This is a genomic window from Halomonas sp. HAL1 (genome assembly GCF_030544485.1).
GTDB classification, from domain to species: Bacteria; Pseudomonadota; Gammaproteobacteria; order Pseudomonadales; family Halomonadaceae; genus Vreelandella; species Vreelandella arctica.
This window is the reverse complement of sequence record NZ_CP130610.1, coordinates 2,821,289-2,843,332: the sequence shown is the minus strand read 5'-3', so window position 1 is coordinate 2,843,332 and position 22,044 is coordinate 2,821,289. Positions and strand designations below refer to the sequence as shown.

Genomic DNA, 22,044 nt, shown 5'->3' with positions numbered 1-22,044 from the left:
ATATTTGGGGAGTGCTTATGGCAACTGGGGGCATGCTCGCTTTTTGCCAGTGGCACCGTGTTCTTCCGCGGCCAAGGAGTTGGCCTTCCCGTCTTGCAGGCCAATCTCTGGCAATCCATCGCGCTTCTTCCTATGGCCATGGTATTTGGGCAGCCGCTTGCCGTGCCTTCTACCGCTACGATGATAGCGATTGCATATCTTGTACTTGTCATGACGATCGGCGGAATGAGTCCTGGCTAGTACTGATCCGCATCAGCGGCGCCTCGACGGCATCAAGCTATCATCTTCTTAATCCGTTCTTCGGCGTACTACTCGCTTATCTAATACTAGGGGAGCCGTTGCGCATGGGGGATTTCATTGGGGCTGGGCTGATTGTGAGCGGCTTGCTCCTCACCACCCAGGCAAGCGGGAGGGTAAGGCAGAGCTAACTACCAAGACCGGCTCATGGGCAAAGCGCCACCATGCCTGGTAAAGAAAGGCACTAGCGGGGCGGTTGTATGGAATAGAGGGTAGTATGGGCATGACGCAAATTACCGCCGCATCCTAAAGTTTTATGAACCGAGCATGGGCTTCAATGAACTTTGCTGCTAGGCTAATTTTACTAGAGCGAAAAATCGCCGCAGGGAACAACCTAATGCCACAAGCACCTCGCATCGAGCTCCACCCCGTTAACCAGCGCGTGCGGGTGCATGTGGATGGCAAGCTACTTGCTGACTCCATCCAACTGCGCTACCCGCCACGGCACTATATTCAACGTGGAGGCGTGCAGAGGTTTGGCTTAGTGGAAGTGGTTTGATCATATTATGTATGTGATGAGATGGTAAGTAGTGATAAAGTTGTATTATGAACTGAATAATAGCCAATATTGAAAATTCTTCCGAAACATTAAGAGAGTTTAAAGATGAAGATTGATATCTATAAAAGTACTATGAACGGCGATAAATATCTTGGTGGATGCTGTCTCTGAGTGCAACGCTACTTAATGAATGGCTGGTGGGCTTTCTTGGTGTTTCGCCAATATTTCGCCCAGCACTTCAACTGGGCACCTGAAGTCAAAGCGCTTTCGAGGCCGCATATTCAGCTGTAATGCAATGGCATCAAGTTCCTCTTGGGTGTGGTGCGACAGATCCGTCCCTTTCGGTAAATACTGCCGTATCAAGCCATTGATGTTTTCATTGCTACCGCGTTGCCATGGGCTGTGAGGGTCACAAAAGTAGATTGCAACACCCGTTGCTTGGGTAATCTGTGCATGCTTAGCCATTTCTCGGCCTTGGTCATACGTCATGCTCTTGCGTGCGGCTAGTGGCATTCGGTTGAGTGCTGCGCTAAATCCCTCAACAGCTGAGGTCGCTGTGGCGTCATGTAATTTGGCGAGGATGACGTAGCCACTGCTGAGTTCAACTAACGTGCCGACTGCAGAGGCATTGTTCTTACCTTTGATTAAATCGCCCTCCCAGTGGCCTGGCATTTCGCGCTTCTCTATCTCCGGTGGCCGAAGGTGAATGCTCACCATGTCGGGTATTTGGCCACGGCGATCGACCTGACCACGGCGAGGCTTACGGGTCGATTTTCCTTGGCGCAGGCAGTGAATCAACTCTTTCTTAAGCTGGCCCACAGGCAAGGCGTAAATGGCGTTGTAGACCGTCTCACGGCAGACGTAAGCATCTTCAAAACTGGGCGTCATCATGCGTTTGAGCTTGCCTGCTATTTGTTCTGGAGACAAGCGGTTGCGAAGCATATGAATGACCAGCTCAAAGCGTTCACTACCCAACAGCAGCTTACGTTTTGGGCGACAAACCATGCGTCGAGCGCAGCGGTGCGTCTGCGCACTATGAGCACAGTAGGCACCTGACTGAGTTTGGTTGCGCCGTACTTCACGGCTGAGGGTAGACGGAGAACGTCTCAACATGTGAGCAATCTGGCGGAGACTCATGCCTTGCCTGAGGCTTACCTGTATGGTGGCACGTTCTTCGATGCTGAGTTCTGAATAGGACATAAATCCAACACCTTACTAAAATTCTTAGGTGTTGCACTCAGTTTCTGCGGCCAAGCTTTCTGTACCTTCCGGAACTGATGTTGCTAGTTTGAAATTACCTAAAGACATTGATCCTGATGTTTTGTCATTATCCCCCTTTAAAACTTCGATTTTTCTTGATCTAAATAACTCCCGAATCGCCCTAGATCAAATAGATGTACAGCGACAAATAAATAAGAATGGGTATGCGATACACAGTGCCAGTGTAGAAATTAAGGTAAATGGAAATTAATAATCTATCAATATATACAATACTCTATTGCTAGTGTTAGGTTGTTGTTGTGACTGTATAAGGCTATAAAGAAGTAATGGAAATATATAAAAATGTAAATGGTAACTCCAGTGTCCTTGCTTATAATGTGACAGATGGAGAAGTTGACGTCCAGTCTAGAGATAGATAATTTTACCTTTATACAGATCTAAGTGCTGGCGTCGCTAGTATTAATAAAATGAAAAGGGTTGCTACTTCTGGTCACGGGTTAAATAGCTATATACAAAAATTATGAGAAAGCGGTATGCGAAAAAATACGATAACCCCTTTTTATGGAGAGTGGTTTTCTTTCGAAGTAAATAATATTGCAGTGGTATGATAAGGTTGTTTATTATTAAGGAGAGAATATGGAAGATTTGAGAAGTCAAATTGATGTCGCTCGTGTACAGGTGCATACTGATGCCTATCCGATGTCTATTGGAGAGCTTGCCAATTTATATGAAGATGGTGAGTTAGATATACACCCCGAATTTCAGCGTGTTTATAGATGGAGTGAGGAGCAAAAAAGTAAATTAATCGAGTCAATATTACTTGGTATACCTTTGCCTTCTATCTTTGTGGCTCAAAGGGATGATGGTATTTGGGATGTAGTAGATGGGCTTCAAAGATTATCCACTATCTTCTCTTTTTTAGGGAAGTTAAAGGGAGAAGATGGTGCAGTTCTGCCTCCATTACAGCTGAAAAAGACAAGATACCTTCCAGCTTTGGAAGGTAAAAAATGGAGTGATGAAGAAGACCTTGATAATGAAATTCATGTTGAGATAAAACGGATATTCAAAAGAGAGAAAGTAGATATAAAAATCATAAAAAAAGAAAGCGAAGGCGATACTAAATTTGAGTTATTTCAGAGGCTGAATACTGGTGGGTCAAAGCTTTCAGATCAGGAAGTGAGGAACTGTATGCTGCTGATGATTAATAGTGAAGCCTTTTCTTGGTTGCAGAGTATTTCGCAATTAGATGATTTTAAGGCTACTATTCCAATCTCAGAAAAACAGCAAGAGGAATGTTATGGTGAAGAACTTGCTTTAAGGTTCTTTGTACATAGATACTCTTCACCTGAGACTAGAGGCGATCATGTCGATGTCGGACCGTATTTAGATGAACAGTTGAATAATATGTTCAAAAAAGAAAGTGATTTTGATTATGATTTAGAGGCTGATATTTTTAAGAAAACATTCGCTATATTTAATAAGTCTCTAGGTGAGGATTCTTTTAAAAAGTTTAATCACGCCAAGGATAAACGTGAGGGGGCTGTTTCTTTACCTGTATATGAGGCGCTAACTAAGGGGGTTTCCAGTGCGCTTGAAAATGGACAAAATGAGGAATATATTATAAGCAAAGTAAATGAAAAATCTAAAAAGCTTACAGCTGAAGAGGAGTTTGTTAATACCTTAACACGGCGTGTAAGACCCCTTGATAGGATGGTTAAGATGAACCAGTTAGGTGTTGAGGTTTTTAATGAAGGTTAGGTCGTTATATGAGTTAGAGTCTACTTTAGATGAAGATTTAGCGTGGCGAAAACGTGAGTTTACAACTATTAAGTTTATGATAGAGAAAGCAAGTAAAAATGAAAAGCTTATATTGTATAAGTCAGCTGTAGCGTTACTTTATTCTCATTGGGAAGGCTATTTAAAATGCGGATCACAAGCCTACGTATGTTATTTGAATCATATATCTCCTAAATACAGAGATTTAAAAGAAAATTTTCTACAGTCAAGCTTGGCTGATAGATTTTCAAAGGGGTTTTCGCTTAAAAAACACCCCTCGCAAAAAGAAATATTTGAATATATTATATATGCTGATAATGATAATTTAAAAATAAATGAAAAAAGAGTTGTTGATACTGAGTCTAACCTAAAGACTGGCGTTTTGTTTAATATAATGCATCAGTTAGCATTAGATACAAAACCATTTTCACTAAAAGAAAATTTTATTGATGTAGTGATGGTTGATAATAGAAATAAAGTAGCACATGGTGAAAAGCTAAGTAATGATGATTTGGAGCGAATTTACGGTGAACTTGAAGATGACCTGCTGGCTATGATAATGACATTTCAAAATATTGTTATAAATGCCGCTTCTAATAAAGAGTATCTTAAATAGTGTTTAGGTGCTTCAAAGTGGGATTTCTCCAATGGCTTTGACTGTTAAATGTCTAAGACGGATTCTCTCATTTAAGAAGTCGGTGGTGGTTTCTTTATCTAAAATATGGAGTAGCTTTAAGCACTCATCTAAACAACCACTAAAAGGCTTGATTATGACCATGTGATTTTCAACCGCGATAGGTTTTTTGCCTAGTACCAATGTTGCTGAAGCTCTTGGATTATCTTTTGGGCTAGACGTTCTTTTGACTACGACAAAAGGTGGTGTATATAATTTTCCCTTAAACCTTCTCTTTTCAGAGATATAGGATATAGCTTTACCATGCGGGGAGTTTTTTTGATGTATATAAGGCGCTAACGGCCCTTCCTCTTTATCTCGATATGAAACGAGAGGTCCTATTTTTATTAAATAACGTGAAGACACCGCGGGGCGTTCATGGCTTTCCTTCTGCCACTTGATTCCCGTCTTCTTATTAACTTTTTTACCTGCTAAAATAAATACATCAACATTCGTTTTTTTGTTAAACCTTCCCCATACAGTACAATCAGCAGCAATGTTATCATTGCTAAATTGTCGAGTTTTTACATAACGACTTCCAGATCTGATAACATCTGGAAGAATTGCGTTAATATAACAGCCTTCCCTCATCGCTCTTATGAAATGAATCAAAAGCACACTTGCAGCGTTAGTTTTTCCACTACTAAAGTAGTCTGGAGCATCTAGTTGCCAGTTGGAGAAAGGAGGATTCATTAATATATGAGTTACTTTTTTTAGATCTTTTTTGGTGGTTTCTAATGTGTTTTTTGCCAATATTTTTTTAAGTAACAACATGGCTTCGTCAATGCTGCAATCTTTATTTGCACCACGGTTGATAGCCTCAAGAATAATTCTTAGTTTTGCAGCATCGACAAAAGATGGGTTTATATCATAACCAGATAGTTGCTCTCCCCATTTTGAAAGAGTATCTTTGAGCCCTTTTTGTATAGCTAATTGACGTGATGCTTCAATAAGTAAATTTCCAGTGCCACAGGTTGGGTCAAGTATTACCGAGTTTTCTGTGATAGTGTTTTTTATGTCAGCTATTAATCTACTGGATAAAGCTTGTCCTGTGAAAAAACTACCAGCATTCTTCATTTCCTCAGCTGTTAACAGTTGACGAGCAATTAAATCTATACCATCTAAGTCAATTAGATCAGATAGTTGGTTTGAATCTCCGCTATCCACAATGTTTTCGATGGCTCTAATTAAATTTTGATTATGGTTTCTGAATTGATTCATTCGGTAGTTTAAAGCTGCTTTTGTTTGGCTGAGGTAAATAGTTTTAGGGCTGGTAAAGCTATCATTGTATTTCTTTTTTTAGCTGCGTACTAGTTTTATGGTTTGATGTTTTAAATTTTAACCCCACTAACCCTAACCACTTCCCTTACTACAGCCTCATTCAACATCCCCCGCTTGGCCTCAATCACCGTGAGCCAGTCGCGGGCGCGGGTGATGCCGGTGTAGACCAGCTCGCGGGTGAGGATTGGGTTGGGCGTTTGCGGTAGCAGCAGGGCGGTGTGCTGGAACTCTGAGCCTTGAGATTTGTGTACCGTCATCGCGAATACGGTTTCTACCGCGTGCAGGCGGGAAGGCAGCACCCAGTGGATGGGGTGTTCTGAATCGCTGGTAGCGAAGGCTACACGTAAAAGTGATCTACCAGGCGTGCGGGGATCTGGCACCGCCATTGTGATGCCGATATCGCCGTTCATCAGTTTCAGGCCGTAGTCGTTTTGGGTGACCAGCACCGGGCGGCCTTCGAACCAGCCTTTCTCTAGCGTGTGGTCGTTGCCAAACAGCAGTTTTTCGCGGCGCAGGGTTTTGGCGATGCGCAGGTTTAAGCCTTCTACTCCCCAGGGGCCTTTGCGTAGCGCGCATAGCAGCTGAAAGAGGCTATAAGCCTTAAGTACTTCCTTCGCCCAGGCATCGTAAGCGTCGCCGTTTTCTTCAAACGTCAGGGCCGTATCAGGCCGTTCACTAGCTAGGGTATTCAGGTAGTGCTGGTAGCCGGTGGGCGGGGCGATGGGCTTGCCTTTGTGGTCGGTGCGCCCTTCGCCTGCATTGGGAAAACGTTCTGGGCTGCCGGTGATCACCAGGCGCTCCAGGGCGCTGTCTTCGTTTTGTGCGTCTGGTTTCAGTACCAAGTGGTGCAGGTCGGCGTAGCCGTTATTCAGTACGCCATGCACGGCTTGGTGTTTATCCCGTTCACTTAGTTCATCGCTTAGCGGCTGGTTAATCGCCTGGGCGAGTTGGCCGATGCCGCTTGTTTCAGTAAAGCGGTGGCTTACCCGCAGCATGGTAATGGCTTGATCCAGCGGCTGGCCGTCCGGGTCGATTAATGCCTCCGGCAGCGGGTGGTCGGTGAGTTCGGCTAGCCACTGCGCCGTGGTGGGTGTGTAGTGGGCGGCGTCGGCGCGGCGGCATAGGTCGCCCAGCACGGCGCCTGCTTCTACGGATGCCAGCTGGTCTTTATCCCCCAGCAGCACCAGCTTGGCGCTGGCGGGCAGGGCGCTGAGCAGCGCCGTCATCATTTCGATATCCACCATCGAGGCTTCATCCACCACCAGCACATCCAACGCCAGCGGGTTGGCGGCGTTATGGCGGAAGTGGCGGGTGTCGGCGCGGGCGCCAAGTAGCCTGTGGATCGTGGTCACTTCCGTGGGAATTTCTATTGCATTTGATGAGGAGGCTGACTGCTCATCTAATAGAGATTCCAACCCGCTAAGGGGTAGGTCTTTCACCTGCCCGGCGATGGATTCATTTAGCCGTGCGGCGGCTTTGCCGGTGGGGGCGGCTAGGCGAATGCGCAGCGGGTGGGCGTTGGGCTCTGCTAGCTGTAGGGTTTGCAGCAGGGCCAGCAGGCGCACCACGGTGGTGGTTTTGCCGGTGCCGGGGCCGCCGGTGATGATCGCGAAGGGGCTGCGGGCGGCGAGGGCGCAGGCGGCTTTTTGCCAATCTAGGGTGTTGCTGGCGGGGAATAATGTTTCTAACGCGCTTTTAAGTAGTGGGCTAGCAGCCGTGCTGCCAGTACTAACCCGGTGCGCTATTTCCTGGTGCAGGGTTTGCTCGAACTGCCAGTAGCGGCGCAGGTAGAGTTTACTGGTATTGACGCTGTGGCTCACTACCAGCGGCGTATTGCCGGGGCCGTCGCTGATTAGCGTGGGGTGGCTGAGCGCGGCCTGCCATTCGGGCAGCGTTAGCGTGGCCAGCACGTGGCTGGGTAGCGGCGGCGGGTCGTTTAGGTCGTCACCTTCCGGCGGCAGCGAAAGCGCAAAATCCGGCGCTTCCAGCGTCGCAGCTATATCCAAGCACACATGGCCACGGCCAAGCTGGTGGCTGGCCAACGCCGCGCCTAGCAACAGCAGCGGCGGTGCGTTCTGGGTTTCGCGGTCGAGAAAGCGCACCAGGGCCAGATCCAGATCCCGCAGCCAGCCACGGGAAACCCAGCGCTCACACAGTAGGAATAGCGCGGCGGTATCGCTTAGCGCGGAGTGCGGCTGGGTGGCACTGGCGGCTGATTCTGTCGGTGGTGTTGCCGATGCGGTTGAATCAGATGCAGCGGGCGGCGCGTCATCTGCGAACAGGTCAAGGTTCATGGACTCGTTCTTGGAAGCCGTGTCTCGCTTACTCATAACTGTTTCCTCATACCAGGGCCTCCTGGTTACTTGCTGCTGACGCTGTTGCTGAGCCTGTAAACAGTGCATCCAGCGCTTCGATCAGCGCGACCGGCGCAGGCACGGCGTGTACGCCGCGGGCGGTGGTGCGGCTGCCGCGCAGAAATACCGTCATCGAGCCGCCCAAGTGTTGGTGCGGGTCGTAGTCGGGGAGGCGCGCTTTCAGCAGCCGGTGGAGGGCGAGCAGGTACAGCGCCGCTTGCAGGTCGTAGCGTTTTTCGAGCATGGCATCGCGCAGGGCGTCAGCGGTATAGGCGCTGTCGTCGCTACCCAGGTAGTTGGATTTCCAGTCGAGCACATAGAAGCGGCCTTCATGCTCAAAGGCGAGGTCGATAAAGCCCTTGAGCATGCCGTTGAGGGTGTCGGCATCCAGCACGGGGCGTGATACCCCAGGCAGTAAGTGGTCACTGACCAGCTCATCCAGCTTGCGCGTTTGTACCTGGTGCGCAGCAAACCAGAACTCCAGTTCCACCTGATAACTTTCGAGTTCACATAGCGCCACTTGGCTGCCTTCGCTGGGCTCTGTCAGGGACGGGGACGGGGCCTGTGACAGAGAGTGAGGCAGGGGAAGCGGCGTGGCGAGCAGTTCTTCCAGCCAGCCCGCCAGGGTGTCGTGCCATGCCTGCCAGCCGCGCAGCTGCACGCGCCGCCGCAGCATGTCTTCCCGGGCGGCGGGGTCTTTTAGCGCGTTATTAAAGCCGAGCTGGCCTGCCCACTCCAGCAATCCATGCAGGAAGGTGCCGGGGCCAGGGCCTCGCGGAAACCGGTGCAGGTGAAACGCTTCGGTGTTAATGGCGTTGTCGTGGGGTTCATCCAGCACTTCCAGGGTGGTGGCTTCCTGGGGGGTGGTGGGTTCCGGCACGGGCGTTGGCTGCGCCGCCCCTGGAATTGCTTCTGAGATAGCCCCAGAGGTGCGCAGCGCCGAGTAGCTGGCAATCCACCACTGTTCACGGGCGGGGCGCAGCGGGGTGCGGGCGTGGCCCAGTGCCTGCTGTTCCGGCGCTGGGATGAAGCGCAGCGCGGTGGGTTCCGGGGCGGTACTTAAATCGATATCGCTGCCTTTCACCAGTTCGCCTAGCGCGTGGGTGAACGCGCTGGGGGCAATGGCCTTGCCGCCGTTGATCAGGTGGCCGATGGCGCTGTTCTCGCTGCCTTTCAGCGGCGCCAGCCCGAGCCAAGTGGCGTGACGGGCACGGGTGAGCGCGACGTAGAGCTTGCGCAGGTCTTCGCCCAGGCGTTCGCGGTCGGCGGTGGTAAGCGTGGCTTCATCGGCGCTCAGGCTGAGTTGTAGCGTACCGTCGCTATCGTGCCAGCGCAGCGGCAGGTCGGTGTCGCTGACCGGGCGGTGGTTGGCGATAAACGGCAGGAACACCAGCGGGTACTCCAGCCCCTTGGATTTGTGAATGGTCACTACCTTGACCAGATCGGCGTCGCTTTCCAGGCGCAGCTTGTGGCTGTCGCCGTGGCTATCCGGGTCGGCAATGGCTTCCGCTAGAAAGCGAATCAGCGCGTGTTCGCCATCCAGTTCCTGGCTGGCGTGCTGCAGCATTTCGCCCAGGTGGAGCAGGTCGGTTAGCAAACGCTCACCCTCGGCGAACTCCCCCAACAGCCGAGCGGCGATATCAAAATCGACCATCAATCGGCGCACCAGCGGCAGCACACCCTGGCGTTGCCACAGGCGGTGGTAGTCACTGAACTGCTCGACCCGTTGCTCCCAGGCCAGCTCGCTCTGGTTGAGGTGGTCGAGTGCTTCAAGGCTCAGCCCAAGTACCGGGGTTGCCAGGGCGGCGCGCAGCTTGGCTTCTGCTTGGCGGGAGTTGGCCTGGGGCTCGGCGCAGGCGCGCAGCCAAATGGCCAGCTGGGGGGCAATGGGGGAACTGAACACCTTGTCGTGATCGGAAAGGTAGACGCTCTTGATGCCTCGGCTGGCCAACGCCAGTCGAATCGCCCGCGCTTCCTGCAGGCCGTTGACCAGCACTGCCATGTCCGAGGGGGCCAGCGGAGTGAGTGATTGCTCTCCGTTATCGTCGCTGTCATCAGCCGCTTTTGAAAAGCCCGCTTGTTGTTGGCGGCCTGCTTCCAGTAGCGCGGCCATGTGCGATGCGCAGCGCTCGGCCATCTCGGTTTGGTAGGCGGTTTTGGAGAGCGGGTCGTCACTTTCCAGCGGCCACAGGGTCATTGCGGGTAGCGGTTGGCCGTTGAGTACCAGTGTTTCCTTGGTGCCTTTGGCGTTGACGGGGTTGAACGGCAGCGGGTTGTCGCCGCCATCGGCACGGAACAGGAAAGCGCCGGCATCGTGTTGGTCGGCGTAGCTGAAGCAGTGGTTGACCGCTGCCACCATGGCTTGGCTGGAGCGAAAGTTGGTGCCCAGCGTGACGTGGCGGCCATCGGTGTCGTACCGGGCCTGCAGGTAGGTGAAGATATCCGCGCCGCGAAAGGCGTAGATCGCCTGCTTGGGGTCGCCAATCAGTAGGATGGCGCTGTCGCGGCGGGGCGTGGCGACGTCATACACGGCGTTGAAGATGCGGTACTGGATCGGGTCGGTATCCTGGAACTCGTCGATCAGTGCCACGGGGAACTGGCGCTGGATCTGCGCGGCCAGGGCCTCTTTGTTGGGGCCTTTCAGGGCGCGATCCAGATGGGTGAGCAGATCGTTGGGGCCCATCTCGGCGCGGCGTTCCTGTTCGCGCTCTAACCGGGCGCGGCACCACTGCACGGCGTGAATCAGCAGGTCGTTGCGTGGCTCGGGCAGGGCATCCAGTGCTTGCGGTAGCTGAGCCAGCGCTTCCCAGGCCTGCGGGCAGGGTGGTGCGCCTTCTTTCCAGATATCGGCCATGCCGTCGGGCGTCATGCGTTTCCAGGCGGCGTCGGTGAGCGCGGGGCGGTCGGCCTCTGTTTCGCACCACTCGCGTAGTGCGCCTAACCAGTTGGCGCGGCTTTTGGCGTTGAAGCTTTGGCCCTTGAAGGCTTTGCGCGTGGCGGCGTCTTCCAGGGCGGGCACCAGTTCGTCCAGCCAGGCGGGCCAGGGGGCTTTGAGTTCGCTGAGTTGGGCGCTGCGTTCGGCCTGAGTGGCGGCCAGGGTCTCGCTGGGTTGGGGTTTTTCGTCGCCCAGCGCTTCGCTTTCTGGCAGTAGCCGTTGTAGCGGAACGTGCAGGTCGTCCGGTGATTTCCAGTAGCGGGTGACGATTCCGAGGGCGTCGCTGTCCAGCGGGTAGTAGAAGCTGCGCCAGTAGTCGCGCACCACTTCCTGTTCCAGTTCGCGCTGGTCGTTTTCCAGGTTGAGGGAGAACAGGCTGCCGCTGTCGAAGGCGTGTTCGCGCAGCATGCGGTAGCACCAGCTGTGGATGGTGGAAACCGCGGCTTCGTCCATCCATTCGGCAGCCAGCGCCAGGCGCCGGGAGCAGGCGGGCCAGGTGGCTGGGTCGTATTGGTCGCGGAGCTGGAGCAGCAGCGGATCATGAGCAAGTGGCACGGAAGCAGGCCACTGCGAGGGCGCTGTGAACCCGTCCTTGGGCGCTACTTTTTCCATCCCTGGAAAAAGACCCTCTTCGTGACCTGCTTCCTTAGCATCTGGAGTCTCACGAAATACGTCTGCTGCTTCTACCAGCCGATTGCGGATCCGTTCGCGTAGCTCTTGAGTGGCGGCGTTGGTGAAGGTGACGACCAGAATTTCCGGCGGCGTAAGCGGGCGGATAAACGCGGTGTCGTCGTCAACGCTGTGGCCGCCGAGTACCAATCGCACGTAAAGCAGGGCGATGGTGAAGGTTTTGCCGGTGCCTGCGCTTGCCTCTATCAGTCGGCTGCCGTGGAGCGGGAGGCTTAGTGGATTGAGTTGTGCAGGCTGGCTCATAAGAAAAGGCTGTCAAACTCAGCTGAAAAGTCAGGGCTGGCGGGGTAGATACTGAGTTGCTCAGCGTTCCAGGCCATAAGACGTTGAGACGTCACTAAGAGTATGTCGGCAAGCTCGTTCAGCAAATTGAAGTGTTCGGCTATCTGTTCGTAGTCGGTCGAGTAGTCATGTGCCGCGATATTGCGGATGGCGCGGCAGCGTTGCCAATCACTTGTCGCGTTAATTACGCCTTGCTTTTCAAAGAGAGCCAGTACCTTGAGAAAGCTGTCAGTGGATTCACCGGCAAGCAAAGCACTGTGCCGCATAGTCGATGCTATCGAGTCTTGCAGCTTGGCAAACCGCTCATTAATGGCGGCAAGAGTTTCGAAATAATCGACATCTTTTTTGTGTTCGGCCAACCACTCACCGTCAATCGGCCAAGTGATTTTGTTGCGTGACTGTTGCAGAAACCAAGCGCAGCGTTGGATCGCTTCCAGCAGTTGCGCAAGATAGCGTTGCTGCTCGCTGAGAACATCATGACTCATGCTGCTTCCTCACTATCAATCGGGCGTGACTGCGCCAAGGCGATTGCTTGGAAGGGCGTGGGTTCAGCCGTCGAGGCATAGGCCACTATATCCACAGGCAGTTGGAGGCGCTCTTCAAGTGCCATTTTGAGTTCGGCACGGGTAAGTAGTGGTATTGCGGTCTGGGAGATCAGTAGCAGGTCAACATCGCCGCCCCGCTTGGTATCATCCAGCCGCGAGCCAAACACCTGGACTTGCACAGAAGGCTTAATGAACTCACGTACGCTCGAAAGAATCGTGTCACGCTGTGATTGAGTAAGACGCATCAAGACAGCTCCTAGACTGTATGAGAGCCCCGCCACCTGATAATCTTGTCGCCGAGCCACTCTTGGTGCAATGAGTTTACGCTACCGGCGGCTTCGGTTCACTCTAACGATGGGATCTCATGCTGACATCGCTGCTGGATAATGACTTTTACAAGATCACGATGCAGAACGCCGTGATCAAACGCTTTCCCTATGCCCAGGCGCGCTACGCGTTTATCAATCGTGGCGAGCACGAATTTCCTGATGGTTTCGGTGCTGCGCTGCGTCGCGAAGTGGATCAGATGGCGACGCTGCGCCTGAGTGATGAGGAAAAGCGCTATCTCGAAACGACTTGCCCCTATCTCGACCCTACCTACCTCGATTTCCTGGCCGGGTTTCATTACGACCCTGCCGAGGTGATCATCGAGCAGCAGGGCAGTGACCTTTCGGTGATTATCGAAGGGCCCTGGTACCGCACCATTCTGTGGGAAGTGCCGTTGATGGCGCTGATCAGCGAGCTTTGGTATCGGCTGCGTGGTGTGTCGGTCACCCATGAGGCCGATGCGATGATCGAACAGCGCGCCCAGGAGAAGATCGAACTCTACCGCCGTCTTGGGTTGAAGATTGCCGAGTTCGGCACCCGTCGGCGCTTCTCGTTCGATGTTCATGACCGTGTGGTGGGCGCACTTTGCCACAATGGCGGCGAGGCGTTCAGCGGCACCAGCAATGTGCTGCTGGCCATGCGCCATGGGGTTAAGCCGATTGGCACCCACGCCCATGAGTGGTTCATGTTCCACGGCGCCCGCTTTGGTTTCAAGATGGCCAACAGCCTTGCCCTCGAGCATTGGGTGGATGTGTATCGCGGCGATCTGGGCATTGCCCTGACCGATACGTTTACCTCGCGGGCCTTCTTCGATAGCTTCGATAAGAAGTTCGCCAAGCTGTTCGATGGCGTGCGCCATGACAGCGGCGACCCGATTGATTTTGCCTCCCAGACTATCGCTCATTACGAGCGACTGGGCATCAATCCGTTGAGCAAGACGATCATCTTTTCCGATGCGCTGACGCCGGAGAAGGTCGAGCATATTCACGCGTTTTGCAAAGACCGGATTGGCATGGCGTTCGGCATCGGCACCAACTTCACCAATGATGTGGGCGTCGAGCCAATGAACATGGTGATCAAGATGGTCGAGGCGCGCCCGGAAGGGCAGCAGTGGCTGCCGGTGATCAAGCTCTCCGATGTGCCGGACAAGCACACCGGCGATCCGGAGATGATCTCGCTGGCGAAGCGGGTGTTAACCCTGGGCTGGAAGAGCCATTAGGCTTGTCAGCCTTTAATGGCACGATGCAGCGGCGAATAGAGCGTTTCGGTTAGCGTGGCGAAACGGTGGCCTAGCGCTTGTTCGCTGACCAGCCGTTCGAAGCTCGGCCACTGGTGCGAAAGGTAGGCGCTTTGCGCGACTTCGCCGGTCTGGAAGCGCCCCCCTTCGTAGGCGGTTTCGGCGGCGGCGTAGGCATCGCTATCCGGTTCGGATGCCGGTGTGCCTAGCTTCGCCAGCCAGGCGAAAGCGGACTGTGGCGCCAGCGGTAGCGGGGCCTGCATGCCATCGCACCAGGCGCTTAGCAGGTTTTGTAGCTGGTAGCGGGCGTTCTCGGCTTCTAGTGGTTCCAGCCGCACATGGCCCGCTTTGGAGAGTAGTTGGGTGGTCATCGGGCGCTCACTATTACCCGCAAGATGCGCGACCCAGGGACGTAACAGGTGCTGCCAGCGGTATTGACCACGGCCGCGCCCCTGGCTGACTAGGCTGCTGCTGAGCAGTAACAGGCGGCAGCGGTTGCCCGCTTCATCTTGGCGCAGTTCCCCCAGCCAATCCTCCAGCGCTACCTTTTCTTCAGTTCTCTCAACGACATGCACTTCCTGTGGTGTTGCTACCACGAGTGGCCACTCTTGCAGCGCCTCTTCGTAGGCACCAAACAGGGCGTCCATCGGCTCCGCCAGCGCTTCGCGCATCCGCTCGCCAAACGCTCCTACGGCCAGTACCCCCTGGCCCTTGAAGCGTTCCAGCGCGGCATGCAGTGCTTCCATGCGCGGTTGGCCGTTATCCACGGCGTGGCGCTGGGCGGCGATTAACTGATCCTGTAGTTGCCAGTTCTGTAGCCCATCCAGCGTGAAGGGCTCGACGTCCAGTTGGGTCAGCGCTTCCTGCTCGAAATAGACCCCTAAGCGGGTGTTGAAAAAGGCCCTCGCGGGGTCGCGTAGAAAGCTGCCTAGCTGGGCCAGGGTTAACGTGCTCTGCTGTTCGCTGTCCGCCTTAAGCGCTGGTGACGTTGAGCCTTGGGAGCTTTCGCCACTGGGGGTGTGCAGGGCGTGCCACTCGTGGGCGTATGTAAACAGCCGTGCTTGGGCGGGGGAATCGCTGGCTTGGGAAGAGAAGTAGCGGCGACTGAACGGCTGCAGCGGGTGCTCGGTGGTTAACGCTTCCAGCAGCGGCTCGCCGTTTTGCGTGTGCCAGCCCGCTTCCAGGTGGTCCCGCAACTGGCCGACCAGCACCGAGGGCGGCATGGGGTTGTTGTCGATCTGGCTGCGGCCGACCCAGCTGATATAGAGCTGTTGGCGGGCGGAGAGCAGTGCTTCCAGAAACAGGTAGCGGTCGTCTTCACGCCGCGAGCGGTCGCCGGGGCGGTAGTCGCTGCCCATCAGGTCAAAATCCAGCGGCGGCTGTGAGCGCGGGTACTCGCCGTCGTTCATACCCAGCAGGCATACGTGCTTGAAGGGAATGGCCCGCATGGGCATCAACGTGGCGAAGTTGACCGCCCCCGCGAGAAAGCGCTGGGAAAGGCTGTGTTCGTCGATTTGCCCCAGCCAGTGCTCGCGCACCATGGAGAGCGGCAGGGGATCATAAAGCGCGGCCTCTTCGGTGCTGTCCAGCAACTGCTGTAGCGCGGTTTCCAGCTTGGTGAGCATCACGCTCTCTTGAGCGTCGTCGGTCAGGAAGTAGGTTTCCAGCAGCTCGCGCAGCCGGGCCACCCAGGTGGCGGTATCGGTGGGCTGGCAGAAGGTCTCCCAGGTGCTTTCCAGCTTCTCCAGCAGATTTGCCAGGGGGCCTGCCAGGGAGGCTTCCAGCCCGCCAATATCATCGAATGGCTCGATGCCTTGCCACGCCTCAGCACTGCCTACGGTGTAACCCAGCAGCAGGCGACGCAGACCAAAGGCCCAGGTGTTCTGGGTCAGGCCATCGGGGAGATCCAGCCGGGTGCGCTGCTCTGCATTGAGCCCCCAGCGAATGCCCGCGCCCTCAATCCAGCGGCTCAGGGTGGGCAGGTCATATTCATCGATGCCAAAGCGTGCGCGCAGCGCGGGCACTTCAAGCAGATCCAGCAGGTCGCTTACCGAAAGGCGCAGTTTCGGCAGGCGCAGCAGTTTTTCCAGCGCGATCATCATTGGCAGGCGGTGGCGGCTGGCCTGATCTGAAAGCGTGTAAGGAATGTAACGCGGGTCATCGGGTCTAGCGTTCGCGTTATAGCCACCGAAAGCGGAGCGGTACTGGCCGAACACGGCTTCAATATGCGGCGCGTAGCGGTCGATATCCGGCACCATGACAATGATATCTCGCGGGCGAAGATCCGGGTCGGCGCTGAAAGCTGCCAGTAGCTGATCGTGAAGAATCTCCACTTCCCGCTGGGGGCCGTGGGCGATATGGAACACGATGGAGTCGTCACTGGCCGGGTTTAGCGCGGGCCAGTGGGTTTGGGTTTCCGCTACCGGCCGCAGCTCGCGGATATCGTCCTGCAGTTGGCTGAGCAGGCAGTGGCGCTCTTCGCCACTGAAGGGCTCGAACATGTCGATGCGCAGCGCCTGCTGCTCGAATAGCGTTTGGTAGTTGCCGGAGTCGTCGTGTTCGTCGAGCAGGCGCAGGTAGTCGCGGCCCTGTTTGCCCCAGGCGGCCAGCAGCGGCTGTGCGTGGAGGTGTAGTGCGTCGTCGGCATCGCCGGTGCCGAGCACATCCAGGGCGTCGGGCATGCCTGCCTTGCGCCGCTGGCGATAACGGCTGGCGCGGAGCAGGTCTTTGTGCTCGATGATATCCGCCCAGTAGTACTGGCAGGGGTTGTGCACGCAGAGCACAATTTGGCAGCAGCGCGACAGCGCCGCCAGGGCTTCAAGGGTTTGCTGCGGCAGTGACGAAATACCGAAAATGATCAACCGTCGGGGCAAGCCGTTTGGGCACGCTTGGCCTTCAAGCTGTTCGGCGGCTTCCAGAAAGCGGCTGTGTACCTGGGCTCGGCTGCTGTTAAGGCCTGCGTCGCCTTGCGTCATTGCCACATCGTCGCGCAGCGCGCGCCATAATGCTGGCTGCCACAGTTGGTGCGCTTCCAGCGGGCGGGTTTCGCCACGGGCGGTGATCAGCACGTCGTTACCCTTGGCCCAGGCGTCCAGCCAATCGGCGCGATACACCTGATACTGATCGAACAGATCCGCCAATCGCTCGGCCAGTTGGTAGTGTTTACGCTGGTCGCGATCGACCTCTAAAAAGCGCGCCAGCGGCGCAAAGGCTTCCTGCTCGGCAAGGCTGGGCAGCAGGCGCAATAAGCGCCATATCAACCGCGACTTATCAAACGGCGACGTTTCCGGTACCGCGTGCTCGTCGTGGGTTAAGTGCGTCAACACCGTGCGATAAGCCTGCCATAGAAAGCGCGCGGGCAGCGTGACGTTCAATGCCGCCGCTATGCCCGCACCGCCCTGGGCCGGGTCTTCCGCCAGCGCCAGCTTTAGCCACTGCCCAATGCCGTTGCTCTGCACCAGAATAGTCTCGTTCTCCAGCGGCGAGAGCGGGTGTAGGCGCATCCACTCCACCGCCAAACCGCGCAGGTCTTCCAGGCGATTGGCGTGCACGACCATAAAGCCCGGCGTTAACGGCGTTTGTGAGAGCAGCGAGTTTGCAGACATGCACGGTGTTCCTTAATGGATGTTTCCTTCACGGCCAGGGCGGAGCGGCTAAGTGTATGGTGCCATAAGTTTAGTTCTTAAGCTTGAAACCCTAGCGTCCAGTTTTATAGCTGCTATGATGAAAATATGATGCATATGGGTTGTATATCGGCTGTATAAGCGTAGCAGGAGGTTGCCAATGGCAGTGGGCAATGTAAAAGAGTCATTGAATGAGCCTAACCGGTATCTGGTACCTGATTCGTTCGAGCGGTTTTTGGCTGACTTAAAGGGTGTTGCTCGACAAGAGCGCCACCCGTTGATTAACCCGAAGTTATTTGCCAGTGCATTGAGCATCGATATCCAAACGCTGGCCAGCCAAGCGCATGTTCATCGTACGACGATCTCACGTGCCCAAGGGGCAGAAAAACTTCAACGTTATTTGCGTGATGCACTTCGAGTGCTCGGTGCAGCGGCGGATATTAATGGTGATTTCCATGATGCTCTGTTTTGGTTTCGCAACGAGCCGCTTAGCGCATTTGACTATAAAACACCCGAGCAGCTAGTCAGTGAAGGTCGCGCAGATGATCTTCTGCGCTATGTTCAGGCGCTGCAAGCAGGTGTCGTGGGATGATTTTTTGCGTCCTCTTCCCTTGCGCGAACGCCGTGGCATCGCCAAGCTATGCGGATACCGTGAACAACGCTAAGAGAGATTTCTAATGTCAGATTCATCGCAAAACTCCCGCCGCCACTCTGCGCCTGTGGTTGATGGCCCAGGTAAAGCCGCTAGCCGCGCCATGCTGCGCGCGGTGGGCTTTACGGATGCCGATTTCAAAAAGCCTCAGGTGGGCATTGCCTCTACCTGGAGCATGGTGACGCCCTGCAACAGCCACATTAATGAGCTGGCCGAGTTTGCCCGCGATGGCGCCGATGCTGGCGGTGGTAAAGGTGTGATTTTCAATACCATCACGATTTCCGATGGTATTGCTAACGGCACCGAGGGTATGAAGTATTCGCTGGTGTCGCGGGAAGTGATTGCTGACTCCATCGAGACGGTGGCGGGCTGCGAAGGCTTTGATGGCCTGGTGGCCATTGGTGGCTGCGATAAGAATATGCCCGGTTGCCTGATGGGGCTGGCGCGCTTGAATCGCCCCAGCGTGTTCGTCTATGGCGGCACCATTATGCCCGGCAAAGGACATACCGATATCGTCTCGGTGTTCGAGGCGATGGGCGCACACTCCCGCGGTGATATCGACCTGATCGAGCTTAAAAACATCGAAGAAACGGCGATCCCTGGCCCCGGTTCCTGTGGCGGTATGTACACCGCTAACACCATGGCCTCTGCGATTGAGGCATTGGGCATGAGCTTGCCGGGCAGTTCCGCGCAGAATGCGATCTCTCAGGAGAAACGCGACGACTGCAAAGCCGCAGGCGAAGCCGTGCTGGCGCTGCTGGCGAACGATATTAAGCCTTCCGATATCATGACCCGTGAGGCGTTCGAGAACGCCATTACGGTGACCATCGCGCTGGGTGGTTCTACCAATGCGGTGCTGCACTTGATTGGTATGGCGCGCACCATTGGTGTGGAACTGACCCTGGCGGACTTTACCGAGATTGGTAAACGCGTGCCGGTACTGGCCGATTTGCGCCCTAGCGGCCACTACATGATGAGCGAGCTGGTGGCGATTGGCGGTATTCAGCCGCTGATGAAAATGCTGCTGGACGCAGGCCTGCTCAACGGCAACTGCTTGACCGTTACCGGCAAAACGTTGGAAGAGAACCTGGCCAATGTAGCTCCTTACCCTGCCGAGCCACCGATCATCGCTTCTCTCGGTAACCCGATCAAAACGGAAAGCCATTTGCGCATGCTTTACGGCAACTTGGCACCGGAAGGCGCAGTCGCGAAAATTACCGGTAAAGAGGGCACGCGCTTCTCAGGCTCGGCGCGGGTCTTTGGCTCGGAAGAAGAAGCCCAGGCGCGCATTAACGATGGCACGGTCGTCGCGGGTGATGTGGTGGTGATTCGCTATGAAGGACCTAAAGGCGGCCCCGGCATGCGCGAAATGCTCACGCCTACCTCGGCGATTATGGGCCGCGGTTTGGGTAACGACGTGGCGCTGATTACCGACGGCCGTTTCTCGGGTGGCAGCCATGGTTTTGTGGTCGGCCATGTGTCGCCGGAAGCGTTCGACGGTGGCCCGCTGGCATTGGTAGAGAATGGCGATACCATCACCATTGATGCGGAGGCCGATACCATTGAGGTGGATCTGTCTGACGAAGAGTTGATGCGCCGTCGCGAGGCGTGGAAGCAGCCAGAACCCCGTTATACCCGCGGCGTGCTCGCCAAATATGCACGTCTCGTTAGCTCTGCCAGTACCGGTGCGGTAACAGACCAAGAGTAACGATTTATCGGCGGGTGTCATCAAGACGTCAAGCGCAAGGCTTAGCATATAAGCCTTGCGCTTTTTTATTGGGTAAACGGTGAGGATGGATGGTGGAGCAAACGCAGACAAGCAGGCGCATAGGCGAGGTGTTTTGGGCATTCTTAGCGCTGGGATTAACGTCTTTTGGCGGACCGGTGGCACATCTGGGGTATTTTCGTACTGCCTTTGTGGAGCGGCGTCAGTGGTTAAGCGAAAGTGCCTACGCTGATTTGGTGGCACTGTGCCAGTTTCTGCCGGGCCCGGCGAGTAGCCAGGTGGGGTTTGCGCTCGGCTTACTGCGCGCTGGCCCTTGGGGCGCGGCCATGGCGTGGCTGGCCTTTACGCTGCCTTCGGCGATTATTCTGCTGTTGTTCGCATTGGGGGCTGCGGTGCTGGATGGCCCGATCGCCAGCGGTATCATCCACGGCTTAAAAGTGGTCGCGGTAGCGATCGTGGCCCATGCAGTATGGGGGATGGCACGCAACCTCTGCCCAGATAAAACCCGTTCAGGAATCGCCTTGGCCGCTGTGTCCACGGTGGTGCTGGTAAGCGGCCCGCTGGGACAGGTCGCCGCGATTGTATTGGGTGGTTTAGTGGGGCTGGCGCTGTGCCGGAATAGTGCCGCCATAGCAGAAAGCGCACCGTTGCATTTTCCGGTTTCCCGCCGAGCAGGCGTGGTCGCGTTGGGGCTATTCGGCGGGTTGCTGATTCTACTGCCACTGATGGCGGGCGGTGCTGTTTGGCTTAACGTGATCGATGCTTTTTATCGTTCAGGTGCGCTGGTATTTGGTGGTGGGCATGTGGTGCTGCCGCTGTTAGAAGCCGAGGTAGTACAGTCGGGCTGGATAACACCGGATGAGTTCTTGGCAGGCTATGGCGCTGCCCAGGCAGTGCCAGGGCCGCTATTCACATTTGCGGCTTATCTGGGCGCGCTTCTGCCCGGCATGAACGGGGTAGTGGGGGCTTTGTTGGCACTGCTGGCAATTTTTATTCCAGGGTTCTTGCTGCTGGTCGGCGTGCTGCCGTTTTGGAACCAATTTCGTCGGTGGGGCAGCGCTCAGGCGCTAATGCGCGGTGCCAATGCGGCGGTTGTGGGTATTTTAGGCGCAGCGCTTTATCAGCCGGTATGGACCAGCGCGATTATTGGCCCTTATGAGTTTGTTCTGGCACTTACGGGCTTTTTGCTGCTTAGCGTATGGAAACTGCCTGCTTGGCTGGTGGTTGCTCTAGTAGCGATAGCGGGAATCTTTATTCCTCTGCATTAAATGCTCCTTCAGCGCGCGGTGTGACGTAACCGGCACTTCTATTTTGTCGATAACCTTAACGCTGAATTTTCCCTACCTCGGCATTCTCTTCTACGCTAAATATGTCGCCAATCATGGCTAACGAGGGAGGGGGCATCATGACGGACATGGGAGTCTGTGCCTGTCCTGGCTGTGAGCATCACGTCTCCAGCGAGCAGGCGGTCATCACAGAAGGTCGCGCCTATTGTTGTAAGGTCTGCGCTGCTGGTCACCCTGGGGGAAGCGATTGTGTTCATAAAGGGTGCCCCTGTAGTGAGCTTAACCGCCCAGCCGAGGGTGAAGAGAGTGCAGGTGAAGAGGTAATGGACGGATTCAGTAACGCGCAATTTTAGCCATAGACACAGCGTAACTGCCCACATTGACAAGGAGACCACAATGTCTAGACAAGCTCGTATCGAACCGGTCATTGAAGCCAGTGATCTTAAAGAAACCATCACCGGATGGTTGGTGATTGATGAAACAGTGCCTGAAAACGAAGTCGTTGTTTCCGAGCACACCTCTAAGAAAGAGGCAATTCAGGCTGCCGAGGCGTTAGAGCAGCGCGAAGACTAACTAGTCCATCCTAGCTAATCCATCAACGCTAGCTAATCCATCAAAACTAGCCCAGCAAATAAAAACG

Annotated in this window: 17 protein-coding genes; 10 read left to right on the top strand and 7 right to left on the bottom strand. The window is 54.9% G+C overall.

What is annotated here, in order from left to right:
• Nucleotides 1-17: 17 nt before the first annotated feature.
• Nucleotides 18-428, top strand: coding sequence for a DMT family transporter (locus tag Q3Y66_RS13340; protein ID WP_083832300.1), 411 nt, complete (start codon nt 18-20; stop codon nt 426-428).
• 206 nt (nt 429-634) lie between these two features.
• Nucleotides 635-796, top strand: coding sequence for a hypothetical protein (locus tag Q3Y66_RS13335; RefSeq protein WP_008959955.1), 162 nt, complete (start codon nt 635-637; stop codon nt 794-796).
• A gap of 183 nt (nt 797-979) precedes the next feature.
• Here the strand turns inward: Q3Y66_RS13335 and Q3Y66_RS13330 are convergent, their stop codons facing one another.
• Nucleotides 980-1,996, bottom strand: coding sequence for an IS30 family transposase (locus Q3Y66_RS13330; protein WP_008958868.1), 1,017 nt, complete (start codon nt 1,994-1,996; stop codon nt 980-982).
• A gap of 657 nt (nt 1,997-2,653) precedes the next feature.
• Between Q3Y66_RS13330 and Q3Y66_RS13325 the strand changes: the two genes are divergently transcribed.
• The gene (locus Q3Y66_RS13325) at nt 2,654-3,775 is read left to right on the top strand and encodes a DUF262 domain-containing protein (RefSeq protein WP_008958929.1); all 1,122 of its coding nucleotides are present in this window, start codon (nt 2,654-2,656) and stop codon (nt 3,773-3,775) included.
• A complete protein-coding gene (locus tag Q3Y66_RS13320; protein WP_008958930.1) occupies nt 3,765-4,409 on the top strand; it encodes an MAE_28990/MAE_18760 family HEPN-like nuclease in 645 nt (214 codons plus the stop codon). Before Q3Y66_RS13325 ends, Q3Y66_RS13320 begins: the two co-directional genes overlap by 11 nt.
• A gap of 12 nt (nt 4,410-4,421) precedes the next feature.
• Here the strand turns inward: Q3Y66_RS13320 and Q3Y66_RS13315 are convergent, their stop codons facing one another.
• From Q3Y66_RS13315 to Q3Y66_RS13295, 5 genes are all read right to left on the bottom strand, one after another.
• Nucleotides 4,422-5,687: an N-6 DNA methylase gene (locus Q3Y66_RS13315; protein ID WP_008958931.1), complete on the bottom strand. Its 1,266-nt coding sequence runs from the start codon at nt 5,685-5,687 to the stop codon at nt 4,422-4,424.
• Between the two features lie 110 nt (nt 5,688-5,797).
• Complete coding sequence (gene recD / locus Q3Y66_RS13310) at nt 5,798-8,077, bottom strand: exodeoxyribonuclease V subunit alpha (RefSeq protein WP_238528568.1); 2,280 nt, start codon at nt 8,075-8,077, stop codon at nt 5,798-5,800.
• Between the two features lie 10 nt (nt 8,078-8,087).
• Nucleotides 8,088-11,969, bottom strand: a complete 3,882-nt coding sequence (gene recB / locus Q3Y66_RS13305) for an exodeoxyribonuclease V subunit beta (protein WP_008958933.1) — start codon at nt 11,967-11,969, stop codon at nt 8,088-8,090.
• Complete coding sequence (locus Q3Y66_RS13300; protein ID WP_008958934.1) at nt 11,966-12,493, bottom strand: hypothetical protein; 528 nt, start codon at nt 12,491-12,493, stop codon at nt 11,966-11,968. The genes recB and Q3Y66_RS13300 overlap by 4 nt, the downstream gene beginning before the upstream one ends.
• A complete protein-coding gene (locus Q3Y66_RS13295) occupies nt 12,490-12,798 on the bottom strand; it encodes a nucleotidyltransferase domain-containing protein (protein ID WP_008958935.1) in 309 nt (102 codons plus the stop codon). The genes Q3Y66_RS13300 and Q3Y66_RS13295 overlap by 4 nt, the downstream gene beginning before the upstream one ends.
• 119 nt (nt 12,799-12,917) lie before the next feature.
• On the opposite strand from Q3Y66_RS13295, the gene pncB reads away from it, so the two are divergent.
• On the top strand, nt 12,918-14,099 hold the full coding sequence (gene pncB, locus Q3Y66_RS13290) for a nicotinate phosphoribosyltransferase (protein WP_008958936.1): 1,182 nt from the start codon (nt 12,918-12,920) through the stop codon (nt 14,097-14,099).
• 5 nt (nt 14,100-14,104) lie between these two features.
• Here pncB and recC read toward each other — a convergent pair whose 3' ends face one another.
• Nucleotides 14,105-17,722: an exodeoxyribonuclease V subunit gamma gene (recC, locus tag Q3Y66_RS13285; RefSeq protein ID WP_008958937.1), complete on the bottom strand. Its 3,618-nt coding sequence runs from the start codon at nt 17,720-17,722 to the stop codon at nt 14,105-14,107.
• A gap of 178 nt (nt 17,723-17,900) precedes the next feature.
• On the opposite strand from recC, the gene Q3Y66_RS13280 reads away from it, so the two are divergent.
• The 5 genes from Q3Y66_RS13280 (at nt 17,901) to Q3Y66_RS13260 (ending at nt 21,977) form a co-directional block, all read left to right on the top strand.
• Nucleotides 17,901-18,332: a DUF2384 domain-containing protein gene (locus tag Q3Y66_RS13280; protein ID WP_008958938.1), complete on the top strand. Its 432-nt coding sequence runs from the start codon at nt 17,901-17,903 to the stop codon at nt 18,330-18,332.
• Nucleotides 18,333-18,417: 85 nt separating this feature from the next.
• On the top strand, nt 18,418-20,100 hold the full coding sequence (ilvD, locus tag Q3Y66_RS13275; RefSeq protein WP_008958939.1) for a dihydroxy-acid dehydratase: 1,683 nt from the start codon (nt 18,418-18,420) through the stop codon (nt 20,098-20,100).
• An 89-nt stretch (nt 20,101-20,189) separates the two neighbouring features.
• Nucleotides 20,190-21,386, top strand: coding sequence for a chromate efflux transporter (gene chrA, locus Q3Y66_RS13270; RefSeq protein ID WP_008958940.1), 1,197 nt, complete (start codon nt 20,190-20,192; stop codon nt 21,384-21,386).
• 137 nt (nt 21,387-21,523) lie between these two features.
• A complete protein-coding gene (locus Q3Y66_RS13265; RefSeq protein WP_083832267.1) occupies nt 21,524-21,757 on the top strand; it encodes a hypothetical protein in 234 nt (77 codons plus the stop codon).
• 43 nt (nt 21,758-21,800) lie between these two features.
• On the top strand, nt 21,801-21,977 hold the full coding sequence (locus Q3Y66_RS13260) for a hypothetical protein (protein WP_008958941.1): 177 nt from the start codon (nt 21,801-21,803) through the stop codon (nt 21,975-21,977).
• Nucleotides 21,978-22,044 lie beyond the last annotated feature (67 nt).

What these genes read in the sequence shown, in the direction of transcription:
- Q3Y66_RS13340 (WP_083832300.1), top strand. Translation starts at nt 18, where the DNA reads ATGGCAACTGGGGGCATGCTCGCTTTTTGCCAGTGGCACCGTGTTCTT.
- Q3Y66_RS13335 (WP_008959955.1), top strand. Translation starts at nt 635, where the DNA reads ATGCCACAAGCACCTCGCATCGAGCTCCACCCCGTTAACCAGCGCGTG.
- Q3Y66_RS13330 (WP_008958868.1), bottom strand. Translation starts at nt 1,996, where the DNA reads ATGTCCTATTCAGAACTCAGCATCGAAGAACGTGCCACCATACAGGTA.
- Q3Y66_RS13325 (WP_008958929.1), top strand. Translation starts at nt 2,654, where the DNA reads ATGGAAGATTTGAGAAGTCAAATTGATGTCGCTCGTGTACAGGTGCAT.
- Q3Y66_RS13320 (WP_008958930.1), top strand. Translation starts at nt 3,765, where the DNA reads ATGAAGGTTAGGTCGTTATATGAGTTAGAGTCTACTTTAGATGAAGAT.
- Q3Y66_RS13315 (WP_008958931.1), bottom strand. Translation starts at nt 5,687, where the DNA reads ATGAATCAATTCAGAAACCATAATCAAAATTTAATTAGAGCCATCGAA.
- recD (WP_238528568.1), bottom strand. Translation starts at nt 8,077, where the DNA reads ATGAGTAAGCGAGACACGGCTTCCAAGAACGAGTCCATGAACCTTGAC.
- recB (WP_008958933.1), bottom strand. Translation starts at nt 11,969, where the DNA reads ATGAGCCAGCCTGCACAACTCAATCCACTAAGCCTCCCGCTCCACGGC.
- Q3Y66_RS13300 (WP_008958934.1), bottom strand. Translation starts at nt 12,493, where the DNA reads ATGAGTCATGATGTTCTCAGCGAGCAGCAACGCTATCTTGCGCAACTG.
- Q3Y66_RS13295 (WP_008958935.1), bottom strand. Translation starts at nt 12,798, where the DNA reads ATGCGTCTTACTCAATCACAGCGTGACACGATTCTTTCGAGCGTACGT.
- pncB (WP_008958936.1), top strand. Translation starts at nt 12,918, where the DNA reads ATGCTGACATCGCTGCTGGATAATGACTTTTACAAGATCACGATGCAG.
- recC (WP_008958937.1), bottom strand. Translation starts at nt 17,722, where the DNA reads ATGTCTGCAAACTCGCTGCTCTCACAAACGCCGTTAACGCCGGGCTTT.
- Q3Y66_RS13280 (WP_008958938.1), top strand. Translation starts at nt 17,901, where the DNA reads ATGGCAGTGGGCAATGTAAAAGAGTCATTGAATGAGCCTAACCGGTAT.
- ilvD (WP_008958939.1), top strand. Translation starts at nt 18,418, where the DNA reads ATGTCAGATTCATCGCAAAACTCCCGCCGCCACTCTGCGCCTGTGGTT.
- chrA (WP_008958940.1), top strand. Translation starts at nt 20,190, where the DNA reads ATGGTGGAGCAAACGCAGACAAGCAGGCGCATAGGCGAGGTGTTTTGG.
- Q3Y66_RS13265 (WP_083832267.1), top strand. Translation starts at nt 21,524, where the DNA reads ATGACGGACATGGGAGTCTGTGCCTGTCCTGGCTGTGAGCATCACGTC.
- Q3Y66_RS13260 (WP_008958941.1), top strand. Translation starts at nt 21,801, where the DNA reads ATGTCTAGACAAGCTCGTATCGAACCGGTCATTGAAGCCAGTGATCTT.